The sequence below is a fragment of the Streptomyces lomondensis genome (assembly GCF_014651035.1).
Taxonomy (GTDB): Bacteria; Actinomycetota; Actinomycetes; order Streptomycetales; family Streptomycetaceae; genus Streptomyces; species Streptomyces lomondensis.
In genome coordinates this window covers 277,406-300,247 of record NZ_BMWC01000001.1, presented here as the reverse complement: position 1 = coordinate 300,247, position 22,842 = coordinate 277,406, and the positions used below count along the sequence as shown (strand labels likewise).

Annotated in this window: 18 protein-coding genes and 1 tRNA gene; 13 read left to right on the top strand and 6 right to left on the bottom strand. The window is 69.5% G+C overall.

The features are described 5' to 3' along the window. Window positions 1-10: 10 nt before the first annotated feature. Complete coding sequence (locus IE255_RS01335) at window positions 11-1,414, bottom strand: integrin alpha (RefSeq protein ID WP_229906241.1); 1,404 nt, start codon at window positions 1,412-1,414, stop codon at window positions 11-13. Window positions 1,415-1,898: 484 nt separating this feature from the next. Between IE255_RS01335 and IE255_RS01330 the strand changes: the two genes are divergently transcribed. The 7 genes from IE255_RS01330 to IE255_RS01300 all read left to right on the top strand — a co-directional run bounded on the left by IE255_RS01330 (window position 1,899) and on the right by IE255_RS01300 (window position 11,301). Continuing rightward, window positions 1,899-3,890 (top strand): glycosyltransferase family 2 protein, encoded by a 1,992-nt coding sequence (locus IE255_RS01330; protein ID WP_190048221.1) that lies wholly within the window; start codon window positions 1,899-1,901, stop codon window positions 3,888-3,890. Window positions 3,891-4,091: 201 nt separating this feature from the next. Next, window positions 4,092-5,135, top strand: a complete 1,044-nt coding sequence (locus tag IE255_RS01325; protein ID WP_190048220.1) for an ABC transporter substrate-binding protein — start codon at window positions 4,092-4,094, stop codon at window positions 5,133-5,135. Between the two features lie 139 nt (window positions 5,136-5,274). Continuing rightward, window positions 5,275-6,129, top strand: a complete 855-nt coding sequence (locus tag IE255_RS01320) for a siderophore-interacting protein (protein ID WP_190048219.1) — start codon at window positions 5,275-5,277, stop codon at window positions 6,127-6,129. A gap of 154 nt (window positions 6,130-6,283) precedes the next feature. Further along, window positions 6,284-7,726, top strand: coding sequence for a lysine decarboxylase DesA (gene desA / locus IE255_RS01315; RefSeq protein WP_190048218.1), 1,443 nt, complete (start codon window positions 6,284-6,286; stop codon window positions 7,724-7,726). After that, window positions 7,710-8,996, top strand: a complete 1,287-nt coding sequence (locus IE255_RS01310; RefSeq protein WP_190048217.1) for a lysine N(6)-hydroxylase/L-ornithine N(5)-oxygenase family protein — start codon at window positions 7,710-7,712, stop codon at window positions 8,994-8,996. Before desA ends, IE255_RS01310 begins: the two co-directional genes overlap by 17 nt. Next, the gene (locus IE255_RS01305) at window positions 8,993-9,532 is read left to right on the top strand and encodes a GNAT family N-acetyltransferase (protein ID WP_190048216.1); all 540 of its coding nucleotides are present in this window, start codon (window positions 8,993-8,995) and stop codon (window positions 9,530-9,532) included. Before IE255_RS01310 ends, IE255_RS01305 begins: the two co-directional genes overlap by 4 nt. Beyond that, window positions 9,529-11,301 carry an IucA/IucC family protein gene (locus tag IE255_RS01300; protein WP_190048215.1) on the top strand — a complete coding sequence of 591 codons (1,773 nt, stop codon included), beginning with the start codon at window positions 9,529-9,531 and terminating at the stop codon, window positions 11,299-11,301. Before IE255_RS01305 ends, IE255_RS01300 begins: the two co-directional genes overlap by 4 nt. Window positions 11,302-11,514: 213 nt before the next feature. Here the strand turns inward: IE255_RS01300 and IE255_RS01295 are convergent, their stop codons facing one another. Continuing rightward, window positions 11,515-13,104: a beta-N-acetylhexosaminidase gene (locus IE255_RS01295; protein WP_190048214.1), complete on the bottom strand. Its 1,590-nt coding sequence runs from the start codon at window positions 13,102-13,104 to the stop codon at window positions 11,515-11,517. Between the two features lie 118 nt (window positions 13,105-13,222). Next, window positions 13,223-14,782 carry a purple acid phosphatase family protein gene (locus tag IE255_RS01290; RefSeq protein ID WP_190048213.1) on the bottom strand — a complete coding sequence of 520 codons (1,560 nt, stop codon included), beginning with the start codon at window positions 14,780-14,782 and terminating at the stop codon, window positions 13,223-13,225. Between the two features lie 186 nt (window positions 14,783-14,968). On the opposite strand from IE255_RS01290, the gene IE255_RS01285 reads away from it, so the two are divergent. Further along, window positions 14,969-15,226: a hypothetical protein gene (locus IE255_RS01285; RefSeq protein ID WP_190048212.1), complete on the top strand. Its 258-nt coding sequence runs from the start codon at window positions 14,969-14,971 to the stop codon at window positions 15,224-15,226. 12 nt (window positions 15,227-15,238) lie between these two features. Continuing rightward, window positions 15,239-17,056, top strand: a complete 1,818-nt coding sequence (gene glmS, locus IE255_RS01280; RefSeq protein WP_190048211.1) for a glutamine--fructose-6-phosphate transaminase (isomerizing) — start codon at window positions 15,239-15,241, stop codon at window positions 17,054-17,056. Window positions 17,057-17,238: 182 nt separating this feature from the next. On the opposite strand, the gene IE255_RS01275 is transcribed toward glmS, so the two are convergent. Together IE255_RS01275 and IE255_RS01270 are read right to left on the bottom strand one after the other, a co-directional pair. Further along, a complete protein-coding gene (locus tag IE255_RS01275; RefSeq protein ID WP_190048210.1) occupies window positions 17,239-17,799 on the bottom strand; it encodes a GPR1/FUN34/YaaH family transporter in 561 nt (186 codons plus the stop codon). Window positions 17,800-17,927: 128 nt separating this feature from the next. Next, window positions 17,928-18,455: a universal stress protein gene (locus IE255_RS01270; protein ID WP_010047889.1), complete on the bottom strand. Its 528-nt coding sequence runs from the start codon at window positions 18,453-18,455 to the stop codon at window positions 17,928-17,930. Window positions 18,456-18,787: 332 nt separating this feature from the next. Here IE255_RS01270 and IE255_RS01265 point away from each other — a divergent pair, with 332 nt between their 5' ends. The 4 genes from IE255_RS01265 to IE255_RS01250 all read left to right on the top strand — a co-directional run bounded on the left by IE255_RS01265 (window position 18,788) and on the right by IE255_RS01250 (window position 21,798). Further along, window positions 18,788-19,120 (top strand): hypothetical protein, encoded by a 333-nt coding sequence (locus tag IE255_RS01265; protein ID WP_190048209.1) that lies wholly within the window; start codon window positions 18,788-18,790, stop codon window positions 19,118-19,120. 377 nt (window positions 19,121-19,497) lie between these two features. Then, on the top strand, window positions 19,498-20,745 hold the full coding sequence (locus tag IE255_RS01260) for a helix-turn-helix domain-containing protein (protein WP_190048208.1): 1,248 nt from the start codon (window positions 19,498-19,500) through the stop codon (window positions 20,743-20,745). A 262-nt stretch (window positions 20,746-21,007) separates the two neighbouring features. Continuing rightward, window positions 21,008-21,610 carry an oligoribonuclease gene (gene orn / locus IE255_RS01255; protein WP_190048207.1) on the top strand — a complete coding sequence of 201 codons (603 nt, stop codon included), beginning with the start codon at window positions 21,008-21,010 and terminating at the stop codon, window positions 21,608-21,610. Window positions 21,611-21,725: 115 nt separating this feature from the next. Continuing rightward, window positions 21,726-21,798, top strand: a tRNA-His gene (locus IE255_RS01250). Window positions 21,799-21,979: 181 nt separating this feature from the next. Here IE255_RS01250 and IE255_RS01245 read toward each other — a convergent pair. Continuing rightward, on the bottom strand, window positions 21,980-22,834 hold the full coding sequence (locus IE255_RS01245) for a DUF5753 domain-containing protein (RefSeq protein ID WP_190048206.1): 855 nt from the start codon (window positions 22,832-22,834) through the stop codon (window positions 21,980-21,982). Between the last annotated feature and the right edge of the window lie 8 nt (window positions 22,835-22,842).

The window sequence follows — 22,842 nt, the reverse complement described above, 5'->3', positions numbered from 1 at the left end:
GATCCGCGGCTCATCCGACTGTTCCGAACGCCACGCCCTCGTTGGGCAGCCCGTCCGAGCCGGGCAGGTAGGTCGTCGTGCCGAGCTTGGTCGTGCCGTCGATGTCCGTCCAAGGCAGGACGTGGAGCACTCCCTTGGGGGAGTCGGCAGCCTTGCTGTGGGGCACTCCGAGGTAGAGGTAGGTGGATCCCGAAGTCAGGGCGGTGCCGGTGTAGTCGCGGGCGGCAGCGGTCCCGGGCAGCCCCGAGCCACGTACGAGTGTCTTGTCGGCCGCGCCGACAGCCGTGTCCAGCGGCCGGAGAACGCGCACTGCCCCCGCGTCCTTGGCGGAGGCGGTGTCCCTGCCGGGCACGCCGACGGCGAGCCGGACGGTCGCGGACGTCGTGACGACGGCGGTGTCGGTGTTGGCGATCGTCACGCGCTGCCCCATGAAGTCCCCGGCAGCCGGGGTCTCTCCGAGATCCACGGCGTCGATCGCCGCCACCTCCGTGTACGTGCCGGACGGCTGGATCCGGAACACCGCGGCGCTGCCCGCGTCGGCGGTCTCGCCGATGTCCTCGCCCGGCGTCCCGACCGCCAGGAGAACCTCCGAGTTGTACGTCTGGTCGCCGGGCCGGTACCCCGTCATGGAGAGCGAGGTACCGAACCCGTCACCGGCCTCGGCCACGCCGTCGATTCCGGAGCCGTCCTGGTCGAGCCCGACCAGGGGCGTGGGCAGTCCGCCGGCCATCGTGTGACTGAAGACGCTCACGCCGCCGGCGAACCCGGCGTCCCCGATGGCCTCACCCGGAGCACCGACGGCGAAGAACCGATTCGTCCCCGTCACCGAGTAACCGAATCGGTCATGCGCCTCGACGTCGCCGGGGACACCGGGGTCCTTCTGGCTGACCGACACCTTCGTCGCGCCCTGGACGTACGTGACGCAGCCGGCATCGCCGTACGTCGTCCCGTCCACGGTGACGTTCTCACCCGGTACGCCGACGACCAGATACGGCGTGCTGTTCGCCGTCCCCCCGGCCCTCAGCGCGTAACCGAACCAGTCGTACGCCTCGGTGGAGGTGCTGGAGTCGAGCTCCGACTGGGTGTAGCCCTCGATCTTCGAGCCTGCGCCGATGCCGGTCGGCGTGCCGTGGATGACGTACACGGCTCCCGCGTCGACCAGTTGCCCGCCGTCCTTGGCGACGTCCTCGTACGGGGCGCCCACCACCAGGTCGGTGCATCCGTCCCCGTCGGCGTCGTACGAACTGCGGGAGAAGCCGAACTGATCACCGGCCTCGGGGGTCGCACCCATGCCGCTCGTCGCCTGGGAGATCTCCGCCACACCTTTACCGCCGCCCAGTACGACGCGGACCAGGCCCGCGGCCTTGGCTCCGTTCACCGTGGCATGCGGATCGGCGACAACCGTGTCGGCCACACCGTCGCCATTGAAGTCACTCGTCGTTCCTGCTGTGCAGGCGGCTGCCGCGGCCTGCGGAGAACTCACCGACAGACCGCTTACAGCCATGGCAAAGGCACCTGCTGTCGCAGCCCATACCCAGCCCGGACGCATACGCGTACGCACACCCCACCCCTTGGGCTCATCCGGGCAGACCCACCCCCGCCCGCTATGAAAGTTGTAAGCGCAGACTAAATATGGCGCGGCTGAAGCGTGTCAACCCTCTGCCGCGACGAACAGGGAACGACGATTCCCGCCGAGAAGTACATAAATCGCCCATCAAGTCACCCGGTCGGAAGCCGCTCCGACCTGGCGCTTCCCCAAGCAGCCACTTCGCAGACACGCCTACTTCATGGTACCTTCACGGTGCATATGGCACTTTCCCCTGCGCCCGGACCGATCACCCGTGTATTCCGACCGAGCCAATCCAGGGGACGTGCCTCATTTCCCTGGGGGAGCTACGATGGCCGGCCCTGCCGTTTCCGTGGTGATCGCTGCGTACAATGCGATGCCTTATCTCACGCGTTGCATCACTTCCGTCGCCGAGCAAAGCATCGGCCAGGACGCGTTGGAAATCCTCGCCATCAATGATGGTTCCACCGACGGTACAGGCGAGGAACTCGACCGGCTCGCGTCGGAATATCCGGCACTGTTGCGCGTCTTTCACCAGGAGAATTCCGGAGGGCCGTCGGCCCCGCGGAACAAAGGGCTCGACCACGCCCGGGGGACGTTCGTCTTCTTCCTGGACGCCGACGACTACCTGGGCCCCGAGGCGCTGGAACGCATGGTGGCCATGGCCGAGACGAACGGCACCGACATCGTGCTCGGCAAGATGGTCGGGGTCGGCGGACGCGGGGCGCCCACCTCCATGTTCCGGCGCAACGAGCCGCGCACGGACGTCTTCTCGTCCCGCGTGTACTGGACCCTCAACCCCATGAAGCTGTTCCGCCGCGAGCTGCTGGAGCGGCTGGAGCTGCGGTTCCCGACGGACCTGAAGATCGGCGAGGACCAGCTGTTCGTCGGCCCCGCCTATGTGCACGCGGACGGAATCTCCGTACTCGCCGACTACGACTGCCTGTTCTGGGTCGAGCGCGAGGACAGCGGCAACATCACGCTGCGGACCGGCGGCTGCGAGCCCCGGCTGCGCTTTCTGCCCCGCGTCGTCGACATGCTCCTGGAGCAGGTGCCGCCCGGCCCCGGCCGTGACCACCTGGCCCACCGACATCTGACCGTCGAGGTGCAGCAGCTCCTCGGCCACCTGGTGCACGAGCCCCGCGCCGAGCAGGAGAAGTCCCTGGCCCGGCTCGCCGAGATCATCACCCCGCTGTGGCACGAGGGGCTGAACGACCGGCTGTCGGCGATGGCCCGGCTGCGTCTGCACCTCGTACGGCACACCATGCTGGACGAACTGCTCGAACTGGTCCGGTTCGAGGGCGAGCTGGCCAAGACCAGTGTCGCGACGCCCCTCCTCATCGACGGCGGCCGCGCCTACGCCCGCTACCCGTACCTCCGCGACCCGTCCCGCGGCATCCCCGACTCCTGTTACGACGTGACCCGCCAGCTCGGCGTGCGTCACCACGTCACCCGCGCCGAACTGCGCGGCACCGTGCTGCACCTGGCCGGACACGGCTATCTGCACCGGGTCGCCACCGACGACGTCTCCACCGAACTCGTCCTGCGCGAGCGCGACAGCGGCACCGAACACCGGCTGCCCGTCACCCCTACCGCGACACCGGGCCTCGGCGAGGAGGAGGACGAGGGGCGGTATCGCTACGACCAGGCCGGCTTCGAGGCCTCCGTCGACATCACGACCGCCGGCGGCGGCGCACCCCTTCCCGACGGGCTCTGGGACATCTTCCTGGCGATCGGCGCCCAGGGCATCTCCCGCGAGGTGCGCATCGGCAGCAAGCGGGACGCCGGGATCTCCGGGGCGGCGGCGACGCACGTCGTGGGCCATGGCGACGAGACCCGCGCGGTCACGCTCTACACCACCAAACCCCACGGCAACCTCACGCTCGACATCGGCGAGCGGAAGCATGCGGTGCTTCCCCGACTGGGCGTCCCCATGGTGCGTTGGGCGCCCGGCGCGTCCACGGAGCTGGAGTTCGCCGGCCGCTGCACGCTCGCCTCCTTCCCGGACGGCGCTCTCGCCGTCCATCTGGAGGACGGCCGGGGCGGCACCGCCGTCTTCCCGGCCCGCACCGCCTCGCGCTCCGGCGGCGACTTCGTCGTCCGGGTGCCGGTCACCGAGCTGCCGGCCGGGCTGTGGACGGGCCGGCTGCGGCTCGGGCCCTGGTCGTGGGACCTGCCGCCGATCCCCGCGGGCCTCGCGCCCGCCAAGTGGCGCCGCCGGGGCCTCCCTTGGTACGCGAAGCCCGGACGGGACCAGGAGTTCGCGCTTCAGGTCGCCCGGACCGATCTGGTCCGGGCCGTGAAGCGCCGCCTCACGTCGTAGACGGGCCTGCCGCCGAGAGATCTCGGCGCGCTCGTGATCCGGATCACTGCCGCGGCGGGCATCCCCGCCCCGTCCCCCGGGCACAGGTACCAGTGCCCCTCTGGACATGATCTGAGGTTAGGCTAACCTAAGCCTGATCCCAGCCAAGCGGCCATTCGCCGCGCCCGCAGTGGCTCCGTACGCACGAAAGCAGACCCACTCATGTCGAACGCCAGAACCGCCCGCTTCTCCCGCCGCGGCATCCTCGCCGCCGGCGGTGCCCTCGGACTCGGCGCCCTCGTGACCGCGTGTGGCAGCGAAGACTCCAAGGACGGCGGCTCGGAGTCGAAGGCGTCCGCCAAGTCCGGCCCGTGGTCCTTCAAGGACGACCGCGGCAAGACCGTGCAGCTCGACAAGGCCCCCGCGAACATCGTCGCGTTCACCGGCGTCGCCGCCGCCCTCCACGACTACGGCGTCTCCGTCAAGGGCGTCTTCGGCCCCACCAGGACCCAGGACGGCAAGCCCGACGTCCAGGCCGGCGACATGGACATCAGCAAGGTGACCATCCTCGGCAACACCTGGGACCAGTTCAGCGTCGAGAAGTACGCCGCGCTCGCCCCCGACGTGCTGATCTCCACGATGTTCGACGCCGCCGGCACCCTCTGGTACGTCCCCGAGGCCTCGAAGGACAAGATCGCCAAGCTCGCCCCGAGCGTCGGCATCTCCGTCTACGACCGTCAGCTCACCGCCCCGCTCCAGCGCATGTGGGAACTGGCCGAGTCCCTCGGCGGCGACCTGAAGGCCGCGAAGGTCACCGACGCCAAGAAGCGGTTCGAGGAGGCCTCCGAGCGACTGCGCAAGGCCGCCAAGGCACACCCCGACATCAAGGTGATGGCCGGTTCCGCCAGCCAGGAGCTCTTCTACGTCTCCGGCACCAACTTCTCCGTGGACCTGGAGTACTTCAAGGCCCTCGGCGTGAACTTCGTCGAGCCGCCGGAGAAGGCCAAGGCCAAGACGGGCGGCTGGTTCGAGAGCCTGAGCTGGGAGAACGTCGACAAGTACCCGGCGGACATCATCATGATGGACGACCGTTCCTCGACCATCCAGCCGGCGGACATCACCGAGGCGACGTGGAAGAAGCTGCCCGCCGTCAAGGCCGGGCAGGTCATCTCGCGTTCCCCCGAGCCGATTCTGTCGTACGACAAGTGCGTGCCGCTGGTGGAGAACCTGGCGAAGGCCATCGAGACGGCGAAGAAGGTCGCCTGACCAGGTTGCCAGTGAGCCTGAGTGGCGGGTGCGGGCCCCATGTGGCTGGGCGCGCCCACGCGGCGGAGCCGCATATCGGCACAGCCCCGCGCCCCTCAGGTGCCTCCACTCACTGCCTGACAACACATCAGGAGCTCTCATGACCACCGCCGTAGCCGCCCCGTTCCGTTTCTTCTCGCTTCAGGTCGTGCGGACGAGGCGGCTCGGGCCGTCCCTGGTCCGTGTCACCTTCGGCGGGCCCGATCTGCACGGCTTCCACTCCGACGGGCGTGACCAGTCCCTGTCCCTGTTCCTGCCGCACCCCGGGCAGTCCGAGCCGGTCGTCCCGCTGGAGCTGGGCGACGGCTGGTGGCAGGGCTGGCGGGAACTCCCGGACGACGTACGGGCCGTGATGCGCTCGTACACCCTGCGCGCCCTGCGCCGCGACCCGGACGAGATCGACATCGACTTCGCCCTGCACGGCATCGAGCCGGGCGCCTCGGTCCAGGCCGGTCCCGCCTCCCGGTGGGCCGCCCGGGCCGCCGCCGGAGACCGGGTCCTGCTGCTGGGACCGGCCGTCGCCGACAACCGGGCGATCCGCTTCAGGCCGCCCGAGGACGCTGACCTCGTGGTCGTCTGGGGCGACGAGACCGCCGTACCGGCCGCCTCGGCCATCGTCGAGTCGCTGCCGGCCGGCACCCGCGCCCGGGTCTGGCTGGAGGTGCCCCACGCCGGGGACATACAGGACCTGGTGACCGAGGCCGACGCCGAGATCACCTGGCTCGTCCGGGAAGGGGAGGGCGCCGAGGGGTCCCCCATGGCCCTCGACGCCCTCCGCGCCGCCCGACTCCCGTCCGCCGAGCGCCCGTACGTCTGGATCGCCGGCGAGTCCGGGTGCGTGAAGGAGCTGCGCCGGCACTTCGTGCGCGAGCGCGGGATCGACCGCCGCCGGGTCACGTTCGTCGGCTACTGGCGCCGCGGCGTGAGCGAGGAGCAGCTGCGCGCCGAGGGATGACCGCAGGCCTCGTCCTGACCAAGTGACACGAGTGACCACGGTCACGGCAGGGGCCGGTTGCCTGTCGATCAAGTTAGGTTAGGCTTACCTAAGTAAGATCGGCGGGTCCGCCCGCCCTGTCCCGCACCGGACTGTCCCCACCGGAGGACCCCCCATGCGCTCGCACCTGCTCAACGACACCACCGCGGAGCAGTACCGCCGCTCCGTGACCGACGGAGTCGAGCGGGTGGCCGCCAAACTCGCCGCCACCGAAAGGCCGTTCACCGGCGTCACCGTCGACGCCCTCGCTCCCCGCATCGACGGGATCGACCTCGACCAGCCGCTGCACGACACCACCGCGGTGCTCGACGAACTGGAGGAGGTCTACCTCCGGGACGCGATCTACTTCCACCACCCCCGCTACCTGGCCCACCTCAACTGCCCGGTCGTCATCCCGGCCGTGCTCGGCGAGGCCGTCCTGTCCGCCGTCAACTCCTCCCTGGACACCTGGGACCAGTCGGCCGGCGGCACGCTCATCGAGCGCAAGCTCATCGACTGGACGACGGCCCGCATAGGCCTGGGCGAGAACGCCGACGGCGTGTTCACCTCCGGCGGCACTCAGTCCAACCTCCAGGCGCTGCTGCTCGCCCGCGAGGAGGCCAAGACCGACACGCTCGCGAAACTGCGCATCTTCGCCTCCGAGGTCAGCCACTTCAGCGTGAAGAAGTCCGCGAAGCTCCTCGGGCTCGGCCAGGACGCCGTGGTCTCCATCCCCGTCGACCACGACAAGCGCATGCAGACGGTCGCCCTCGCCCGCGAGCTGGAGCGCTGCGCGCAGGACGGCCTCGTCCCCATGGCCGTCGTCGCCACCGCCGGCACCACCGACTTCGGCTCCATCGACCCGCTGCCGGAGATCGCCGAGCTGTGCGAGCAGTTCGGCACGTGGATGCACGTCGACGCCGCCTACGGCTGCGGCCTGCTCGCCTCCCTGAAGCACCGGGACCGCATCAACGGCATCGAGCGGGCCGACTCGGTCACCGTCGACTACCACAAGTCGTTCTTCCAGCCGGTGAGTTCCTCGGCCGTGCTCGTGCGGGACGCCGCGACGCTGCGCCACGCCACCTACCACGCCGAGTACCTCAACCCGCGCCGTATGGTGCAGGAACGTATCCCCAACCAGGTGGACAAGTCCCTGCAGACCACCCGCCGCTTCGACGCCCTCAAGCTGTGGATGACGCTGCGGACCATGGGCGCCGACGGCATCGGGCAGCTCTTCGACGAGGTGTGCGCGCTGGCCCGGGAGGGCTGGAAGCTGCTCGCCGCCGACCCGCGCTTCGACGTGGTCGTCGAGCCGAGCCTGTCCACCCTCGTCTTCCGCTACATCCCGGCCGACGTCACGGACCCCGCCGAGATCGACCGCGCCAACCTCTACGCCCGCAAGGCCCTGTTCGCCTCCGGTGACGCCATCGTCGCGGGCACCAAGGTGAGCGGCCGCCACTACCTGAAGTTCACCCTGCTCAACCCCGAGACGCAGGCGTCCGACATCGCCGCCGTCCTCGACCTGATCGCCGGCCACGCCGAGCAGTACCTGGGAGAATCCCTTGACCGCGCGTCCTGACAACCCGGCCCCCGTTCCTGCGACTCATGACTTCGTGGGCATCGGGCTCGGCCCCTTCAACCTCGGCCTGGCCTGCCTGACCGAGCCCATCGCCGAACTCGACGGCGTCTTCCTGGAGTCGAAGCCCGACTTCGAGTGGCACGCGGGGATGTTCCTCGACGGCGCCCACCTCCAGACCCCGTTCATGTCGGACCTGGTCACCCTCGCCGACCCGACCTCCCCGTACTCCTTCCTGAACTACCTGAAGGAGAAGGGCCGGCTGTACTCGTTCTACATCCGCGAGAACTTCTACCCGCTGCGGGTCGAGTACGACGACTACTGCCGCTGGGCCGCGAACAAGCTGAGCAGCATCCGCTTCGGCACGACGGTGTCGGAGGTGACGTACGAGGACGACGTCTACGTCGTGAGGACCACCGCCGGCGACACCTACCGCGCCCGCCACCTGGTCCTCGGCACCGGCACCCCGCCCTACATCCCCGAGGCCTGCCAGGGCCTGGGCGGCGACTTCATCCACAACTCCCGCTACCTGAGCCACAAGGCGGAGCTGCAGAAGAAGGACTCGATCACGCTGGTCGGCTCGGGCCAGTCGGCCGCCGAGATCTACTACGACCTGCTCAGCGAGATCGACGTCCACGGCTACCGGCTGAACTGGGTCACCCGCTCCCCGCGCTTCTTCCCGCTGGAGTACACCAAGCTCACGCTGGAGATGACCTCGCCGGAGTATGTCGACTACTTCCGCGAGCTGCCCGAGGCCACCCGCTACCGTCTCACGGCCGAGCAGAAGGGCCTGTTCAAGGGCATCGACGGCGACCTGATCAACGAGATCTTCGACCTGCTCTACCAGAAGAACCTCGGCGGCCCGGTCCCCACCCGGCTGCTCACCAACTCCTCGCTGCACAGCGCCCGGTACGAGAACGGCACGTACACGCTCGGCTTCCGGCAGGAGGAGCAGGAGAAGGACTTCGAGCTGACCTCCGAGGGCCTGGTCCTGGCCACGGGCTACCGGTACGCCGAGCCGGAGTTCCTCAAGCCGGTGCGCGACCGCCTGCGCTACGACTCCCGGGGCAACTTCGACGTCGCCCGCAACTACGCCATCGACGTCACCGGCCGGGGGATCTTCCTCCAGAACGCCGGCGTCCACACCCACAGCATCACCAGCCCCGACCTGGGCATGGGCCCGTACCGGAACGCGTACATCATCCGCGAGCTGCTCGGCAGCGAGTATTACCCGGTCGAGAAGAGCATCGCGTTCCAGGAGTTCGCCGTATGAGCATCGGTACGTTCGCCATCCGCCCCCTGGATCCCCTGAAGGACGCGGACCTGCTGCACTCCTGGGTCACCCACCCCAAGGCGGCCTTCTGGATGATGCAGGACGCGAAACTCCAGGACGTCGAGCGCGAGTACATGCGGATCGCGGCCCACGAGCACCACCACGCCTACATCGGCCTCCACGACGGCGTGCCCGCCTTCCTCATGGAGAAGTACGACCCCCGGTACGTCGAGCTGGTCGGGCTGTACGAACCGGAGCCCGGCGACGTCGGCATGCACTTCCTGGTCGCGCCGACCGACCGGCCCGTGCACGGCTTCACCAAGGCCGTCATCACCGCCGTGATGGACGAGCTGTTCGCCGATCCGCGCACCCGCCGGGTCGTGGTGGAGCCCGACGTGGACAACAAGGCAGTACACGCGCTCAACGAGGCCGTCGGCTTCGTCCCCGAGCGCGAGATCGACAAGCCGGAGAAGCGCGCGCTGCTGAGCTTCTGCACGCGCGAGCAGTTCCTGGCCGCCCGAGGAGTAGCCGTATGACCCTGTCCGACGCCGTGGCGCATCTGTCCCCCCACCGCTGGGCGCGGGCCAACCGCCTCCTGATCCGCAAGGCGCTCGCCGAGTTCGCGCACGAGCGCCTCATCACGCCGGAGGCCACCGCCGAGGGCACGTACGCCGTCCGCAGCGACGACGGCCTGACCCGGTACACCTTCGCGGCGACGGTCCGCGCCCTCGACCACTGGCAGGTCGACGCCGAGTCGATCACCCGCCACCGGGACGGCGCCGAACTCCCCCTCGCGGCCCTGGACTTCTTCATCGAGCTGAAGGACCAGCTGGGCCTGAGCGACAGCATCCTGCCGGTCTACCTGGAGGAGATCTCCTCCACTCTCTCCGGCACCTGCTACAAGCTCACCAAGCCGAAGACCACGGCGGCCGAGCTGGCGCGCGGCGGCTTCCAGACCATCGAGACGTCGATGACCGAGGGCCACCCCTGCTTCGTGGCCAACAACGGGCGGCTCGGCTTCGGCATCCACGAGTACCTGTCGTACGCCCCGGAGACGGCGAGCCCGGTCCGGCTCGTCTGGCTGGCGGCACACCGCTCGCGGGCGGCGTTCACGGCCGGCGTCGGCATCGAGTACGAGTCGTTCCTGCGCGAGGAGCTGGGCGCGGAGACGGTCGAGCGCTTCCACGCCGTCCTGCGCGACCAGGACCTGGACCCCGCCGACTACCTGCTCATCCCGGTCCACCCCTGGCAGTGGTGGAACAAGCTCACCGTCACCTTCGCGGCCGAGGTCGCCCGGAAACACCTGGTGTGCCTGGGCGAGGGCGACGACGAGTACCTGGCCCAGCAGTCCATCCGCACCTTCTTCAACAGGACGAGCCCCGAGAAGCACTACGTGAAGACGGCCCTGTCCGTCATCAACATGGGCTTCATGCGCGGCCTGTCGGCGGCCTACATGGAGGCCACGCCGGCGATCAACGACTGGCTGGCCCAGCTGATCGAGGGCGACCCGGTGCTGAAGTCCACGGGCCTGTCGATCATCCGGGAGCGGGCCGCCGTCGGCTACCGGCACCTGGAGTACGAGAAGGCGACGGACCGCTACTCGCCGTACCGCAAGATGCTCGCCGCGCTGTGGCGGGAGAGCCCGGTGCCGTCCCTCCAGGAGGGCGAGCAGCTGGCCACCATGGCCTCGCTGGTCCACGTCGACCACGAGGGGGCGTCCGTCGCGGGCGCGCTGATCGAGCAGTCGGGCCTCGCCCCGAAGGAGTGGCTGCGCCACTACCTCCAGGCCTACTTCACGCCCCTGCTCCACAGCTTCTACGCCTACGACCTGGTGTTCATGCCGCACGGCGAGAACGTCATCCTCGTGCTGAAGGACGGGGTCGTGCAGCGCGCGATCTACAAGGACATCGCCGAGGAGATCGCCGTCATGGACCCGGACGCGGTGCTACCGCCGACGGTCGAGCGGCTGCGTGTGGAGGTCCCGGAGGACAAGAAACTCCTGTCGATCTTCACGGACGTCTTCGACTGCTTCTTCCGCTTCCTCGCGGCGAACCTCGCCACCGAGGGGATCCTGGAGGAGGACGACTTCTGGCGCACGGTCGCGGACGTCACGCGCGCCTACCAGGAGTCGATGCCCGAACTCGCCGACAAGTTCAAGCAGTACGACATGTTCGCCCCCGAGTTCGCCCTCTCCTGCCTCAACCGCCTCCAGCTCCGCAACAACGAACAGATGGTCGACCTCGCGGACCCGTCCGGCGCCCTCCAACTGGTAGGCACCCTGAAAAACCCCATCGCCCAGTTCTGACCCCCAGACAGGCGGGCACCCCCGGTGTACGGTCCACCGGGGGTGCCCGTCCTTTTCAGGGGCACATTCTTGGGGGCGCATTCTTGGGGCGCGGGGAACTGCGCATTCTTCTAGGGCCGCGGGGAGCGGCGCATTCTTGGGGGCGCGGGGAACGGCGCAATCTTTTAGGGGCGCGGGGAACTGCGCGACCAGCCCCACCCACCCGCAGACGAATCACCGACCCCCGGCCCCCCACGGCACCTGCGGCGACCGATACCACTCAATCCCCAGGGCATCCCACCGCTCAGCCTGCGCAGCAAGCCGCACCTTGTACCGCTCCCAGTCATGAGAAGCCCCCGAAGACCACCCCAACTCCGCAACCCCCGGCAACCGCGGAAACGCCATGTACTCGACATGCTCGGAGTTCTCGACCGTCTCGGTCCACAACGGCGCCTCAACCCCCCGCACCGCACCGGCCGGCACCCCCGGCAGATACGCCCCCGGATCCCAGTCGTAGGACCGCTTCACCTCGACGTACCCCGCCCAGTCCAACCCCAGCGGCGTCTCCTCCGTGTACTTCATGTCGAGATACACCCGGTCCGCCGGGGACAGCACCAGCCCCGTCCCGCTCTGCGCGGCCTTCACCACCCGCGCCTTCTCCTCCGCACTCGTACTGTCCAGCCCCCAGTACTGCGCGAGAGCCCCCTTCGCCGGGCTCGCCCCGGTCAGCTGGTGCCAGCCGATCACCGTCTTGCCGTACTCCGCGACGACCGGCTGCACCCGGTCCATGAACTTCACGTAGTCCTCATGGCTGGTGGAGTGCGCCTCGTCGCCCCCGATGTGGAGGTACTCGCCCGGCGTGAGCGCGGCCAGCTCCCGGATCACGTCGTCGACGAAGTCGTACGTGATCTCCTTGTCGACGCACAGCGAGCTGAAGCCGACCTCGGTGCCGGTGTACAGCGGCGGTGCCACGCCGTCGCAGTTCAGCTCGGCGTAGGAGGCGAGGGCCGCGTTGGTGTGGCCGGGCATGTCGATCTCGGGGACGACCTCCAGGTAGCGGGAGGCGGCGTACCGCACGATCTCCTGGTAGTCGGCCTTGGTGTAGAAGCCGCCGGGACCTCCGCCGACCTCCGTCGAACCGCCGTAGGTCGCCAGGCGCGGCCAGGAGTCGATGGCGATGCGCCAGCCCTGGTCGTCGCTGAGATGCAGATGCAGCTTGTTGATCTTGTAGAGGGCGAGCTGGTCGATGAAGCGCTTGACCTGGTCGACGGTGAAGAAGTGCCGGGAGACGTCGAGCATGGCGCCGCGCCAGCCGTAGCGCGGGCTGTCCTCGATGGTGCCGCCGGCGACCGGCCACGGGCCGGGCTGGACGGTGTCCTTCTCGACCGCCGCGGGGAGGAGCTGGCGGAGGGTCTGCACGCCGTGGAAGAGGCCGGCGGGGGTCCTGGCGGTGATCGTGAGGGCGCGCGGGGTGCTGCTCAGGCGGTAGCCCTCGGGGCCGAAGTCGCCGTCGGCGAGCCTGAGGTGTATGCCGCCCCGGCCGTGTGTGGTGACCGGGAGGGGGTAGCCGGTCGCGGGCCGCAGGAGGTCCGCGAGGTACTCGGCGACGCGACGCGCCTCCCGCGAGCCTTCGACACGGATGTGCGTGCCGCGCGTGATGCGGTACGGGGCGCCGCCGGGGGCGACCGAGGCGGGGGCCGGTATGACCCGGTCGAGCGGCGTGGTGGCCGCCGCCTGCGCCGGGGCGGACTTGGTGACGCTGACGCCCACCGCGACCAGCAGCAGGGATCCGAGCAGGCGAAGCGTTCCGAGGTGCTGTCTCACGCAAGCGTCCTTTCCATGAGCCGTCGAGCTCCGATAGGTCTGGACCACTCTCTCGTGAGACGAGCGGAACAATCCACCCCCCGGGCGGAAATCACCCGAGGGTCGGAGCCCTCGGCCGCTACTTCGCGCGGCGCGCCACCGTGAAGTGGTCCACCTGCTCACCGCTCTCGGCGATGCCGCGCACCGTCAGCGTGGCGAGCCGCCCCTTCGGCGCGGGGGTGACGTCCACGCGCAGGAAGGAGTAGTCGAGGTAGCGCACCCGGGACCAGGCGACGGTCTCGTCCTGCTTGCCTCCCTTGAGGTTGACGAACGACGCCACGGACTCCACGTCGTGCTCGTTGCCCTCGTACGACAGCGGGGCGCTGAACGTGTAGAGGCTGCGGCCCGCCGCACCGGCCGTCACGTAGACCACGCCGTCGGTCTCGGGGTAGGCGGTGCCGCCGATCGGGAGTTTCCTGGTGACCTGGTCGCCCTTGATCACGTCGGTGCGCTCGTACTGGTGGTTGTGGCCGTTGATGACCAGGTCCACCGTGTACTTCTCGAACAGCGGCACCCACTCCTGCCGGACCCCGCCCTCGGAGGCGTGGGAGGTGGAGGTGCAGTAGGCGCAGTGGTGGAAGAAAACGACGATGAAGTCGATGCCGTGCGCGGCCCGGTACTTCTTGAGCTGCGCCTCCAGCCACCTGGTCTGGGTGCCGCCCGAGATGCCGAGGTTGGCCGGGATCTCGAAGGAGACGTCGTTGGCGTCGAGCGAGATGACGGCCGTGTTGCCGTACACGAACGAGTAGACGCCCGGGAGGTTCTTCCGGTCGGGGCCGTTGTCCGGGAGGCTCCAGCGGGCCTCCTCGCCGCCGTAGCCGCTGGGCGAGTACCAAGCCTCCATGTCGTGGTTGCCGTAGGCGGGCATCCACGGCACGGACTTGGCGACGGACTCGGTCTGGGCGAGGAACTGGTCCCAGATCCGCGAGTCGAAGCCCGTGTCGGACGTCTTGCCCTGGCCGGCCGGGTCGCCGTACGCGATGTCGCCGGCGTGCAGATGGAAGGCCGGGTTCTGGCCGAGGATCAGGCTGTCGTTGGCCAGCGCGTGGTAGCTGACGCCCTGGTCGCCGAAGGCCGTGAAGGTGAACGGCTCCTTGTGCGCGGGGGCGGTGGTGAAGGTGCCGAGGGTGCCCAGCAGGTGCGGCTCGGCCGGGTCGAAGCCCTGGTGGCCGACGCCGTAGTAGTACGTCCGGCCCGGGCGCAGGTGGGTCAGCCTGGCGTGGACGTAGTACTGCGTGTGGTTGCCGCTGGCGCCGACACCGGCCGGTGTGAAGAGGGTGCGGACCTCGGCGTCGATCTTGCGGGAGAGGTCCCAGGGGTGGGCGCCGATCCGGATGAACGGCTTCTCGACGGCGACCGGGACCTGCCAGGAGACGGTCATCTCCGTGCGCGGGTCGGTGCCGTAGGCGAGGTGGCGGCCGAAGGGGGCGACATGGGCACCGTCGACGGTCTCGGTGCCGGGCCGCCCGCTCGGAACGGCGGCCTGGGCGGTGGCGCCCGGTACGAACGCGCCACCCGCGACGGCGCCGAGCGTCACGGCACCGCCTCTGATCATCGTGCGCCGGGAGAACCTGGCGCGCAGGTACTCGTGCTGCTCGGCCATGCTCATGCGTGCGGCGAGCCGCTCGGGTACACCCATACGAGGAATGTCCATGGCGTCCAAAAATCGACGCCTCGGGCAACGGGCTGCCGGATGCCCGGTGGCCGCCTCACGAACAAGCGCTCATGACTGGTTCAACGTTCCCCCAAGGGACTCCCACAGACACCTGCCCGAAACCGGGCAGAATTCTTGCGAAAGCCGCGCCCGTACCCCAGGATCTAGCGAGTGCACGACGAACTCGTTGATCACCTGACGCGGTCCACCCCCCTGAGCCGGGGCGAGGCGCTGCGCGTGGTCCAGGACGTGCTCGCCTACTTCGACGAGACGACCGAGGAGTACGTCCGTCGCCGCCACCGCGAGCTCCAGGCCCAGGGCCTGGTGAACGCGGCGATCTTCGAACGGATCGAGGCGGACCTCAAGTATCGCGCGGTGGCACCGCCGGAGCTCTCGCTCCGGCAGCTGCGGCGCATCGTCTACGGCTAGGAATACGTATCTATGTGCGGAATCGTCGGTTACATCGGGAAGCGTGACGTCGCGCCCCTGCTCCTGGAGGGCCTGCAGCGCCTGGAGTACCGCGGCTACGACTCCGCGGGCATCGTCGTCACGTCCCCGAAGACGTCCGGCCTGAAGATGGTCAAGGCCAAGGGCCGCGTCCGCGACCTGGAGGCCAAGGTCCCGGCCCGCTTCAAGGGCACGACCGGCATCGCCCACACCCGCTGGGCCACCCACGGCGCCCCCTCCGACGTCAACGCCCACCCGCACCTGGACGCCGAGGGCAAGGTCGCCGTCGTCCACAACGGCATCATCGACAACGCCTCCGACCTGCGCCGCAAGCTGGAGGCGGACGGCGTCGAGTTCCTCTCCGAGACCGACACCGAGGTCCTCGTCCACCTCATCGCCCGCTCGCAGGCCGGCAAGCTGGAGGACAAGGTCCGCGAGACCCTCCGGCTCATCGAGGGCACGTACGGCATCGCCGTCATGCACGCCGACTTCCCCGACCGCATCGTCGTCGCCCGCAACGGCTCCCCGGTCGTCCTCGGCATCGGCGAGAAGGAGATGTTCGTCGCCTCGGACATCGCCGCGCTGGTCACCCACACGCGCCAGATAGTCACGCTGGACGACGGCGAGATGGCGACGCTGAAGGCCGACGACTTCCGCACGTACACGACGGAGGGCACGCGGACGACGGCCGAGCCGACCACGGTGGAGTGGGAGGCCGCCTCGTACGACATGGGCGGCCACGACACCTACATGCACAAGGAGATCCACGAGCAGGCCGACGCCGTGGACCGCGTGCTGCGCGGCCGCATCGACGACCGCTTCTCCACCGTGCACCTGGGCGGCCTGAACCTGGACGCCCGCGAGGCCCGGCGCATCCGCCGCGTGAAGATCCTCGGCTGCGGCACCTCGTACCACGCGGGCATGATCGGCGCCCAGATGATCGAGGAGCTGGCCCGCATCCCCGCCGACGCCGAGCCGGCCTCGGAGTTCCGCTACCGCAACGCGGTCGTCGACCCCGACACCCTCTACGTCGCGGTCTCCCAGTCCGGCGAGACGTACGACGTGCTGGCCGCCGTGCAGGAGCTGAAGCGCAAGGGCGCGCGGGTCCTGGGCGTGGTGAACGTGGTCGGCTCCGCGATCGCCCGCGAGGCGGACGGCGGCATCTACGTGCACGCGGGCCCCGAGGTCTGCGTCGTCTCCACCAAGTGCTTCACCAACACCACGGTCGCCTTCGCCCTCCTGGCCCTCCACCTGGGCCGCACCCGTGACCTCTCGGTCCGCGACGGCAAGCGGATCATCGAGGGCCTGCGCAAGCTGCCCGCCCAGATCGCCGAGATCATGGAGCACGAGGAGGACGTCAAGAAGCTGGCCCTCCAGTTCGCCGAGGCCCGCTCGATGCTCTTCATCGGCCGCGTCCGGGGCTACCCGGTGGCCCGCGAGGCCTCCCTGAAGCTCAAGGAGGTCTCCTACATCCACGCCGAGGCCTACCCCGCCTCCGAGCTCAAGCACGGCCCGCTGGCCCTGATCGAGCCGGCCCTCCCCACGGTCGCGATCGTCCCCGACGACGACCTCCTGGAGAAGAACCGCGCCGCCATGGAGGAGATCAAGGCCCGCAGCGGCAGGATCCTCGCGGTCGCCCACCAGCACGAGGAGAAGGCCGACGACACGATCGTCGTCCCGAAGAACGAGGACGAACTCGACCCGATCCTGATGGGCATCCCGCTCCAGCTCCTGGCGTACCACACGGCCTTGGCACTGGGCAGGGACATCGACAAGCCGAGGAACCTGGCCAAGTCGGTGACGGTGGAGTAACTCACCCTCTTTTTTTAGGGGCGCGGGGCTGTATCGATTTGCGGCTCCGCCGCGTGGGCGCGAACAACCCCAACGCACCTGCACAGGCCAAACAATGAGGACGGACCCCCACGTGCTGCCACCATGCACGGGGGGGTCCGTTTTCATCGCCGGGAAGCCGCCCAACTCCCCGGCCCGCGCAGCTAACCGGTGGCCGTCACCCCCCGGCCGGCAGCACGCCTCGGAAGAACGGTCGGCCAGTGCGCCAGCGCCGCCGTCGCGGCATACCAGGCCACGGCCCCCGCGGCCACGGCGAACCACCCACCCACCTTGGCGAGCCCGTCGTTACCGGCGAACTCGGCGATCGCCATGAGCACCAGGGCGACGAAGAACAGCCCGTACAACGCCTGGCCGAGCTGATCCCCACCGGCCAGCGTGAGCGACAGCGCCACCAGGGCGAACAACAGCAGGAACAGCCCTGCCTCGTTACCGGCGGCACCCTCGGTCACGGCCCAGGTGAACCACAGGGCCCCGAGCACCGAGAACGCCGTACCACCGACGGAGTCACCCTCGCGCAGGGCCACCAGCCCGGCGACGAAGAGCGCGATGCCGCCCACGTACTGGGCGACGGACACGGCGTCAGCGGCTGACACACCGTTCATCACAGCGGTGTGCCCCAGGCCGAAGGCCAACAGGGTGATTCCGAGGGCGAGTCGACCGGCCACGGTCGTGATTCCGCTTCCCGCGGAGACGTCTTTGTCCACGGCGGGCTCCCTTCGTGCAGGTGCAGTTGTGCGGTGTCCCGTATATGCCCTTCACAAGGGCACAAACACCTCTACGCGCGAGTAGATTTACGCGTCGCACCAAGGGAGTTGGGCGCTCAGGGAAGCGCTCAGGGAATGACGATCACAGGCCGCTGCGCCCGCTTGGCGAGCCGCCCGGCGACGGAGCCGAAGATGCGGCCCACGATGCCGTGCGTGGACCCGACGACGATCGCGTCGGCCTCGTACTCCCGGCCGACCTCTTCGAGTTCGTGGCAGATGTCGCCGCCGCGCTCGACCAGGATCCAGGGCACCTCGGCGAGGTAGTCCGCACAGGCCAGCTCCAGACCCAGCACCTCGGTGCGGTGGTCCGGCACGTCCACGAACACGGGCGGCTCGCAGCCGGCCCACACCGTGGTCGGCAGCCGGTTGGCCACATGGACGATGATCAGGCCCGACCCGGAGCGATGGGCCATGCCGATCGCGTACGCCAGGGCGCGCTCACTGGACGTGGAGCCGTCGAAGCCGACGACGACCCCGTGCTTGAAAGCGGGGTCGCAAGAATGGCGTGGCTCTTCCGCCGCCAGGGGCTCGGCCGCCGTGGGATCGGCGACGGGCCGCTTGCGGTCCGCGGGTTCGAAGAATTCGTGACCGGCCATGGCTGTCTCGGCGTTGTGATCCTTTATGGGTGGGCCCGCGAGCGGGGCTCGCTGACAGATCCAGCACTGTGCGGCGGAGCTGTGTCCGGGAATGGTCTTCCCAACCCCATACCCCCAAGGGTACGGCGGCACGCCTCCTTAGCCCAGATCCCGCCCGCCGTGCGTGCGGGTTCCAGGGAGCATGCACGAGGCGACGCCCGTAACGCAATGGTTGCTGCGCTGTACAGGCGGTTTGCACAGGATTCACTTACCCGTGGGGGTGATCCGCCCGCACAGTGACCGACGCCCGGGCCGTGCGTTGAACCCCGTGAGTCACGCCACAGGGAGCACGCATGTCCGGACCTCGCCCCGCCTCGGAGGCGGACCGCGCGACCCCGCCGCCGCGGGACACCGCGACGGACGTGGTCCGCTGGGCGGCCTTCAGCTGCCTGCTCGTCCCGGTCGTGCTCCTGGCCTACGGCAGCTCCCTCGCCGGCGCCGCCGGCACGGCCCTCGGGCTCGCGGCCGTCACGGGCGCCTGCCGGGTCCTGCTGCGCCAGTCGGAGCGCGGCGCGGCCCGCCTCGCGGCCGAGGACCGGGCGCCCCACCGGGGCCGGCACCACCGCACCGGAACGGGGTCCCACCGTGGCGGACGGCACACCGGAGGAGATACACCGGTCGGCTGACCGGTTTCCGCGCACACGCACGCTGCTTTTCAGCCAACTTCGCGCCCCTGTGCAACACCCCGCCGAACCACCCCCCAACCCCCGTTCGACCTGCACGGAAAGGGCCTCAGGGGCACTGCGCACCCTACGTGGATTGGCCACTGCGACAAGGCGCACTTCCCTGCACGCCCCACGAGTGCAACCCTTCGTGATCGAATGCTTCACGCCAAGTTGCCAAGTCGACAATGTGCCGAGTGCCGAACCGGCCACCTCGGCACGACGGGACACAGTAGATTCGATCTTGACTGTCTACGGCGGGGGACTCGTGCAGGACCGAGGGGAAACGTGCAGGAGCGACACAACCGAGGAGCCGCGACCACCGAGGGGGGCTTAGCAGTATGAGCCACGACTCCACTGCCGCGCCGGAAGCCGCGGCCCGGAAGCTTTCCGGGCGACGTCGCAAGGAGATCGTCGCGGTGCTGCTGTTCAGCGGCGGCCCCATCTTCGAGAGTTCCATACCGTTGTCGGTGTTCGGGATCGACCGCCAGGACGCCGGCGTGCCGCGCTACCGACTGCTGGTGTGCGGCGGCGAGGACGGCCCACTGCGGACCACAGGGGGCCTGGAACTCAGCGCACCGCATGGCCTGGAAGCGATCTCGCGCGCGGGCACGGTCGTCGTACCGGCCTGGCGTTCGATCACTTCTCCGCCACCGGACGAGGCGCTCGACGCGTTGCGCCGCGCCCATGAGGAGGGCGCCCGCATCGTCGGGCTGTGCACCGGCGCCTTCGTCCTCGCGGCGGCGGGCCTGCTGGACGGCCGCCCCGCGACGACACACTGGATGTACGCGCCGACGCTGGCCAAGCGCTACCCGTCGGTCCACGTGGACCCACGGGAGCTGTTCGTCGACGACGGCGACGTGCTGACGTCGGCCGGCACGGCGGCCGGAATCGATCTGTGCCTGCACATCGTGCGCACGGACCACGGCAACGAGGCGGCAGGGGCCCTGGCCCGGCGCCTCGTCGTACCCCCGCGCCGAAGCGGCGGCCAGGAGCGCTACCTCGACAGGTCTTTACCAGAGGAGATCGGCGCCGACCCGCTCGCCGAGGTCGTCGCCTGGGCGCTGGAGCACCTCCACGAGCAGTTCGACGTGGAGACGCTGGCGGCACGCGCGTACATGAGCCGGCGTACGTTCGACCGCCGCTTCCGCTCGCTGACCGGGAGCGCGCCGCTCCAGTGGCTGATCACGCAGCGGGTGCTCCAGGCGCAGCGCCTACTGGAGACGTCGGACTACTCGGTGGACGAGGTGGCGGGGCGCTGCGGCTTCCGGTCGCCGGTCGCCCTGCGCGGGCACTTCCGCCGCCAGCTGGGCTCGTCCCCGGCCGCGTACCGGGCGGCGTACCGCGCCCGGCGCCCGCAGGGCGAGCGGCCCCAGGACACCGACGGCGGCCCGGGCGGCCCCGGCTCCGGCGGCATGCCGGGCCACGCGGGGCACGCGGGACATCCCGGCCAGCAGGGCCAGTCCCCCGCCGCCATGCACCCGGACCACCCGGTCCCGCTCCAGTCCCGCCGCACGGCGGCCGCGAGCGCGGCCGGCCCGTCCCCGGCCCTGTCGGCGAGCCTGCCGGGCCAGCGCAGCGGAACATGACGTGACCTCGAAACGCCGGGCGGACTGACCTGACCACTCGCTCCGCCCGGCGTCCGAGCGCGGCACACGAGGACGACGCGCAGCCACACCACTCAGGTTTCTCAGCCCGTCCGGCGCTTGAGGACGAGGCCGTTCAGGCCGAAGCGGGGGCCTGGGGGCGGCAGCCCCCCAGCAGACCCGGGCACCGACGCCCAGCGCCCGGCAAAACAACCGCACCCGCACACACGGCCGACTCGCGCAGCGACGCCGTAAGGTTAGACACATGAACGATCGCATGGTGTGGATCGACTGCGAGATGACCGGCCTCTCGCTGTCGGACGACGCGCTCATCGAGGTGGCCGCCCTCGTCACCGACTCCGAGCTGAACGTGCTCGGCGACGGCGTGGACATCGTCATCCGGCCGCCGGAGCGGGCGCTGGAGACGATGCCGGAGGTGGTGCGTCAGATGCACACCGCGTCCGGACTCCTCGCCGAGCTGGAGAACGGCACGACGCTCAAGGACGCCGAGGAGCAGGTCCTGACGTACGTGAGGGAGTTCGTCAAGGAGCCGGGCAAGGCCCCGCTGTGCGGCAACTCCGTCGGCACGGACCGCGGCTTCCTGCTGCGCGACATGCCGACGCTGGAGGACTACCTGCACTACCGGATCGTCGACGTGTCGTCGATCAAGGAGCTGGCCCGCCGCTGGTACCCGCGGGCCTACTTCAACAGCCCGCAGAAGAACGGCAACCACCGCGCCCTCGCCGACATCCGCGAGTCCATCGCGGAGCTGCGCTACTACCGCGAGGCCGTCTTCGTTCCCCAGCCCGGGCCCGACTCGGAGACCGCGAAGAAGATCGCGGCGAAGCACGTCCTGCCTGCTCAGTAGGCGGGACAGGGCCCCGTCGAGGGGCGCCGCGAAAGCCGTGCGCGAGCACCCCTTCGGACCCTGTACACTTTTTCTCGGCCGGTCGGGGACATCACTGACCTCCAAGCCGGTCATGGTGGGTGTAGCTCAGCTGGTAGAGCACCTGGTTGTGGTCCAGGATGCCGCGGGTTCGAGTCCCGTCACTCACCCTTTATGACAAAGGGCTGGCCCGGTGAAACGGGTCAGCCCTTTGTCATGCCTGAGGTCAGCAGAGCGAGCGCTTCGAAGAGAAGCCGACAGTCGGCATCATCCCCCTTGCCGACTGCGCCACTCGGTATGTGAACCGGCTCACCGGAGTCGACGACCGGACCCGCGACGAGTACCTGCGGTTCATGCCCGGACGTCGAGCCCACGCCGGACCCGGCTGATCACGTTCTGCACATCCGCGCCGTAGACCGCGGACTCGCTCAAGGCGTCCCAGACGCGCCGGTAGGAGGCCACCGTCTCATCGTCGTCGAGCCACAGCTCGGCGTGCCAGTCCTCAGCGATGACGAGGTTGTCGTCGAGGATCCAGAACCCGTTCGCGGCGGGGACCCGCAAGGACGCGCCCAGGGGAATGATCCCGAGCTCGATCGTGTCCATCCCGACCTGTCCTGCGAGCCGGTCCAGCTGTGCGGCAAGGACCGACGGCGGGCACACGAGCGCGTGGAGCGCGGCCTCCCACACGAGCGCGTGGAACCGCCGGCCGCCCTGGTACAGCCATGCCTGCCGTTCCATCCGGGAGCGGACGGCCTCCTCCGTGTCCCGCACCGTGCCCTGTAAATCGGCGTACCGCAGGAAGATGTGCCGGGCGTAGTCGGCGGTCTGAAGCATGCCCGGGATGACCGCTTCTTCCCACGCGCGGATGACGCGGGCTCGGTCGACAGCAACGTTCCAGGTGTCCTGTACGGGGCGGTGCCCGGCGGCGAGCTGGCGGCGCCACGACCGAATGTGGGATTCGAACCCCTTGAGGCGGGCGTCCAGTTCATCAACCACTTCGGGCTGCCCGACAGCGTGACCCCATGCGTGGAGGTCCTCGCTCGTCGCGGTCTGCCGACCGCCCTCCAACTTGTACACCTTGGAGTGCGGCCAGCCGAGCCGCTGCGCGAGCTGTGTCCCGGTGAGGCGGCCCTCAGGGGCGGACAGGCGTAACTCCCTCAGTCGACGACCGAGGGCCTCCCGAGCCTGCTGGTAGTCCGTGCTCACCGGGGGAG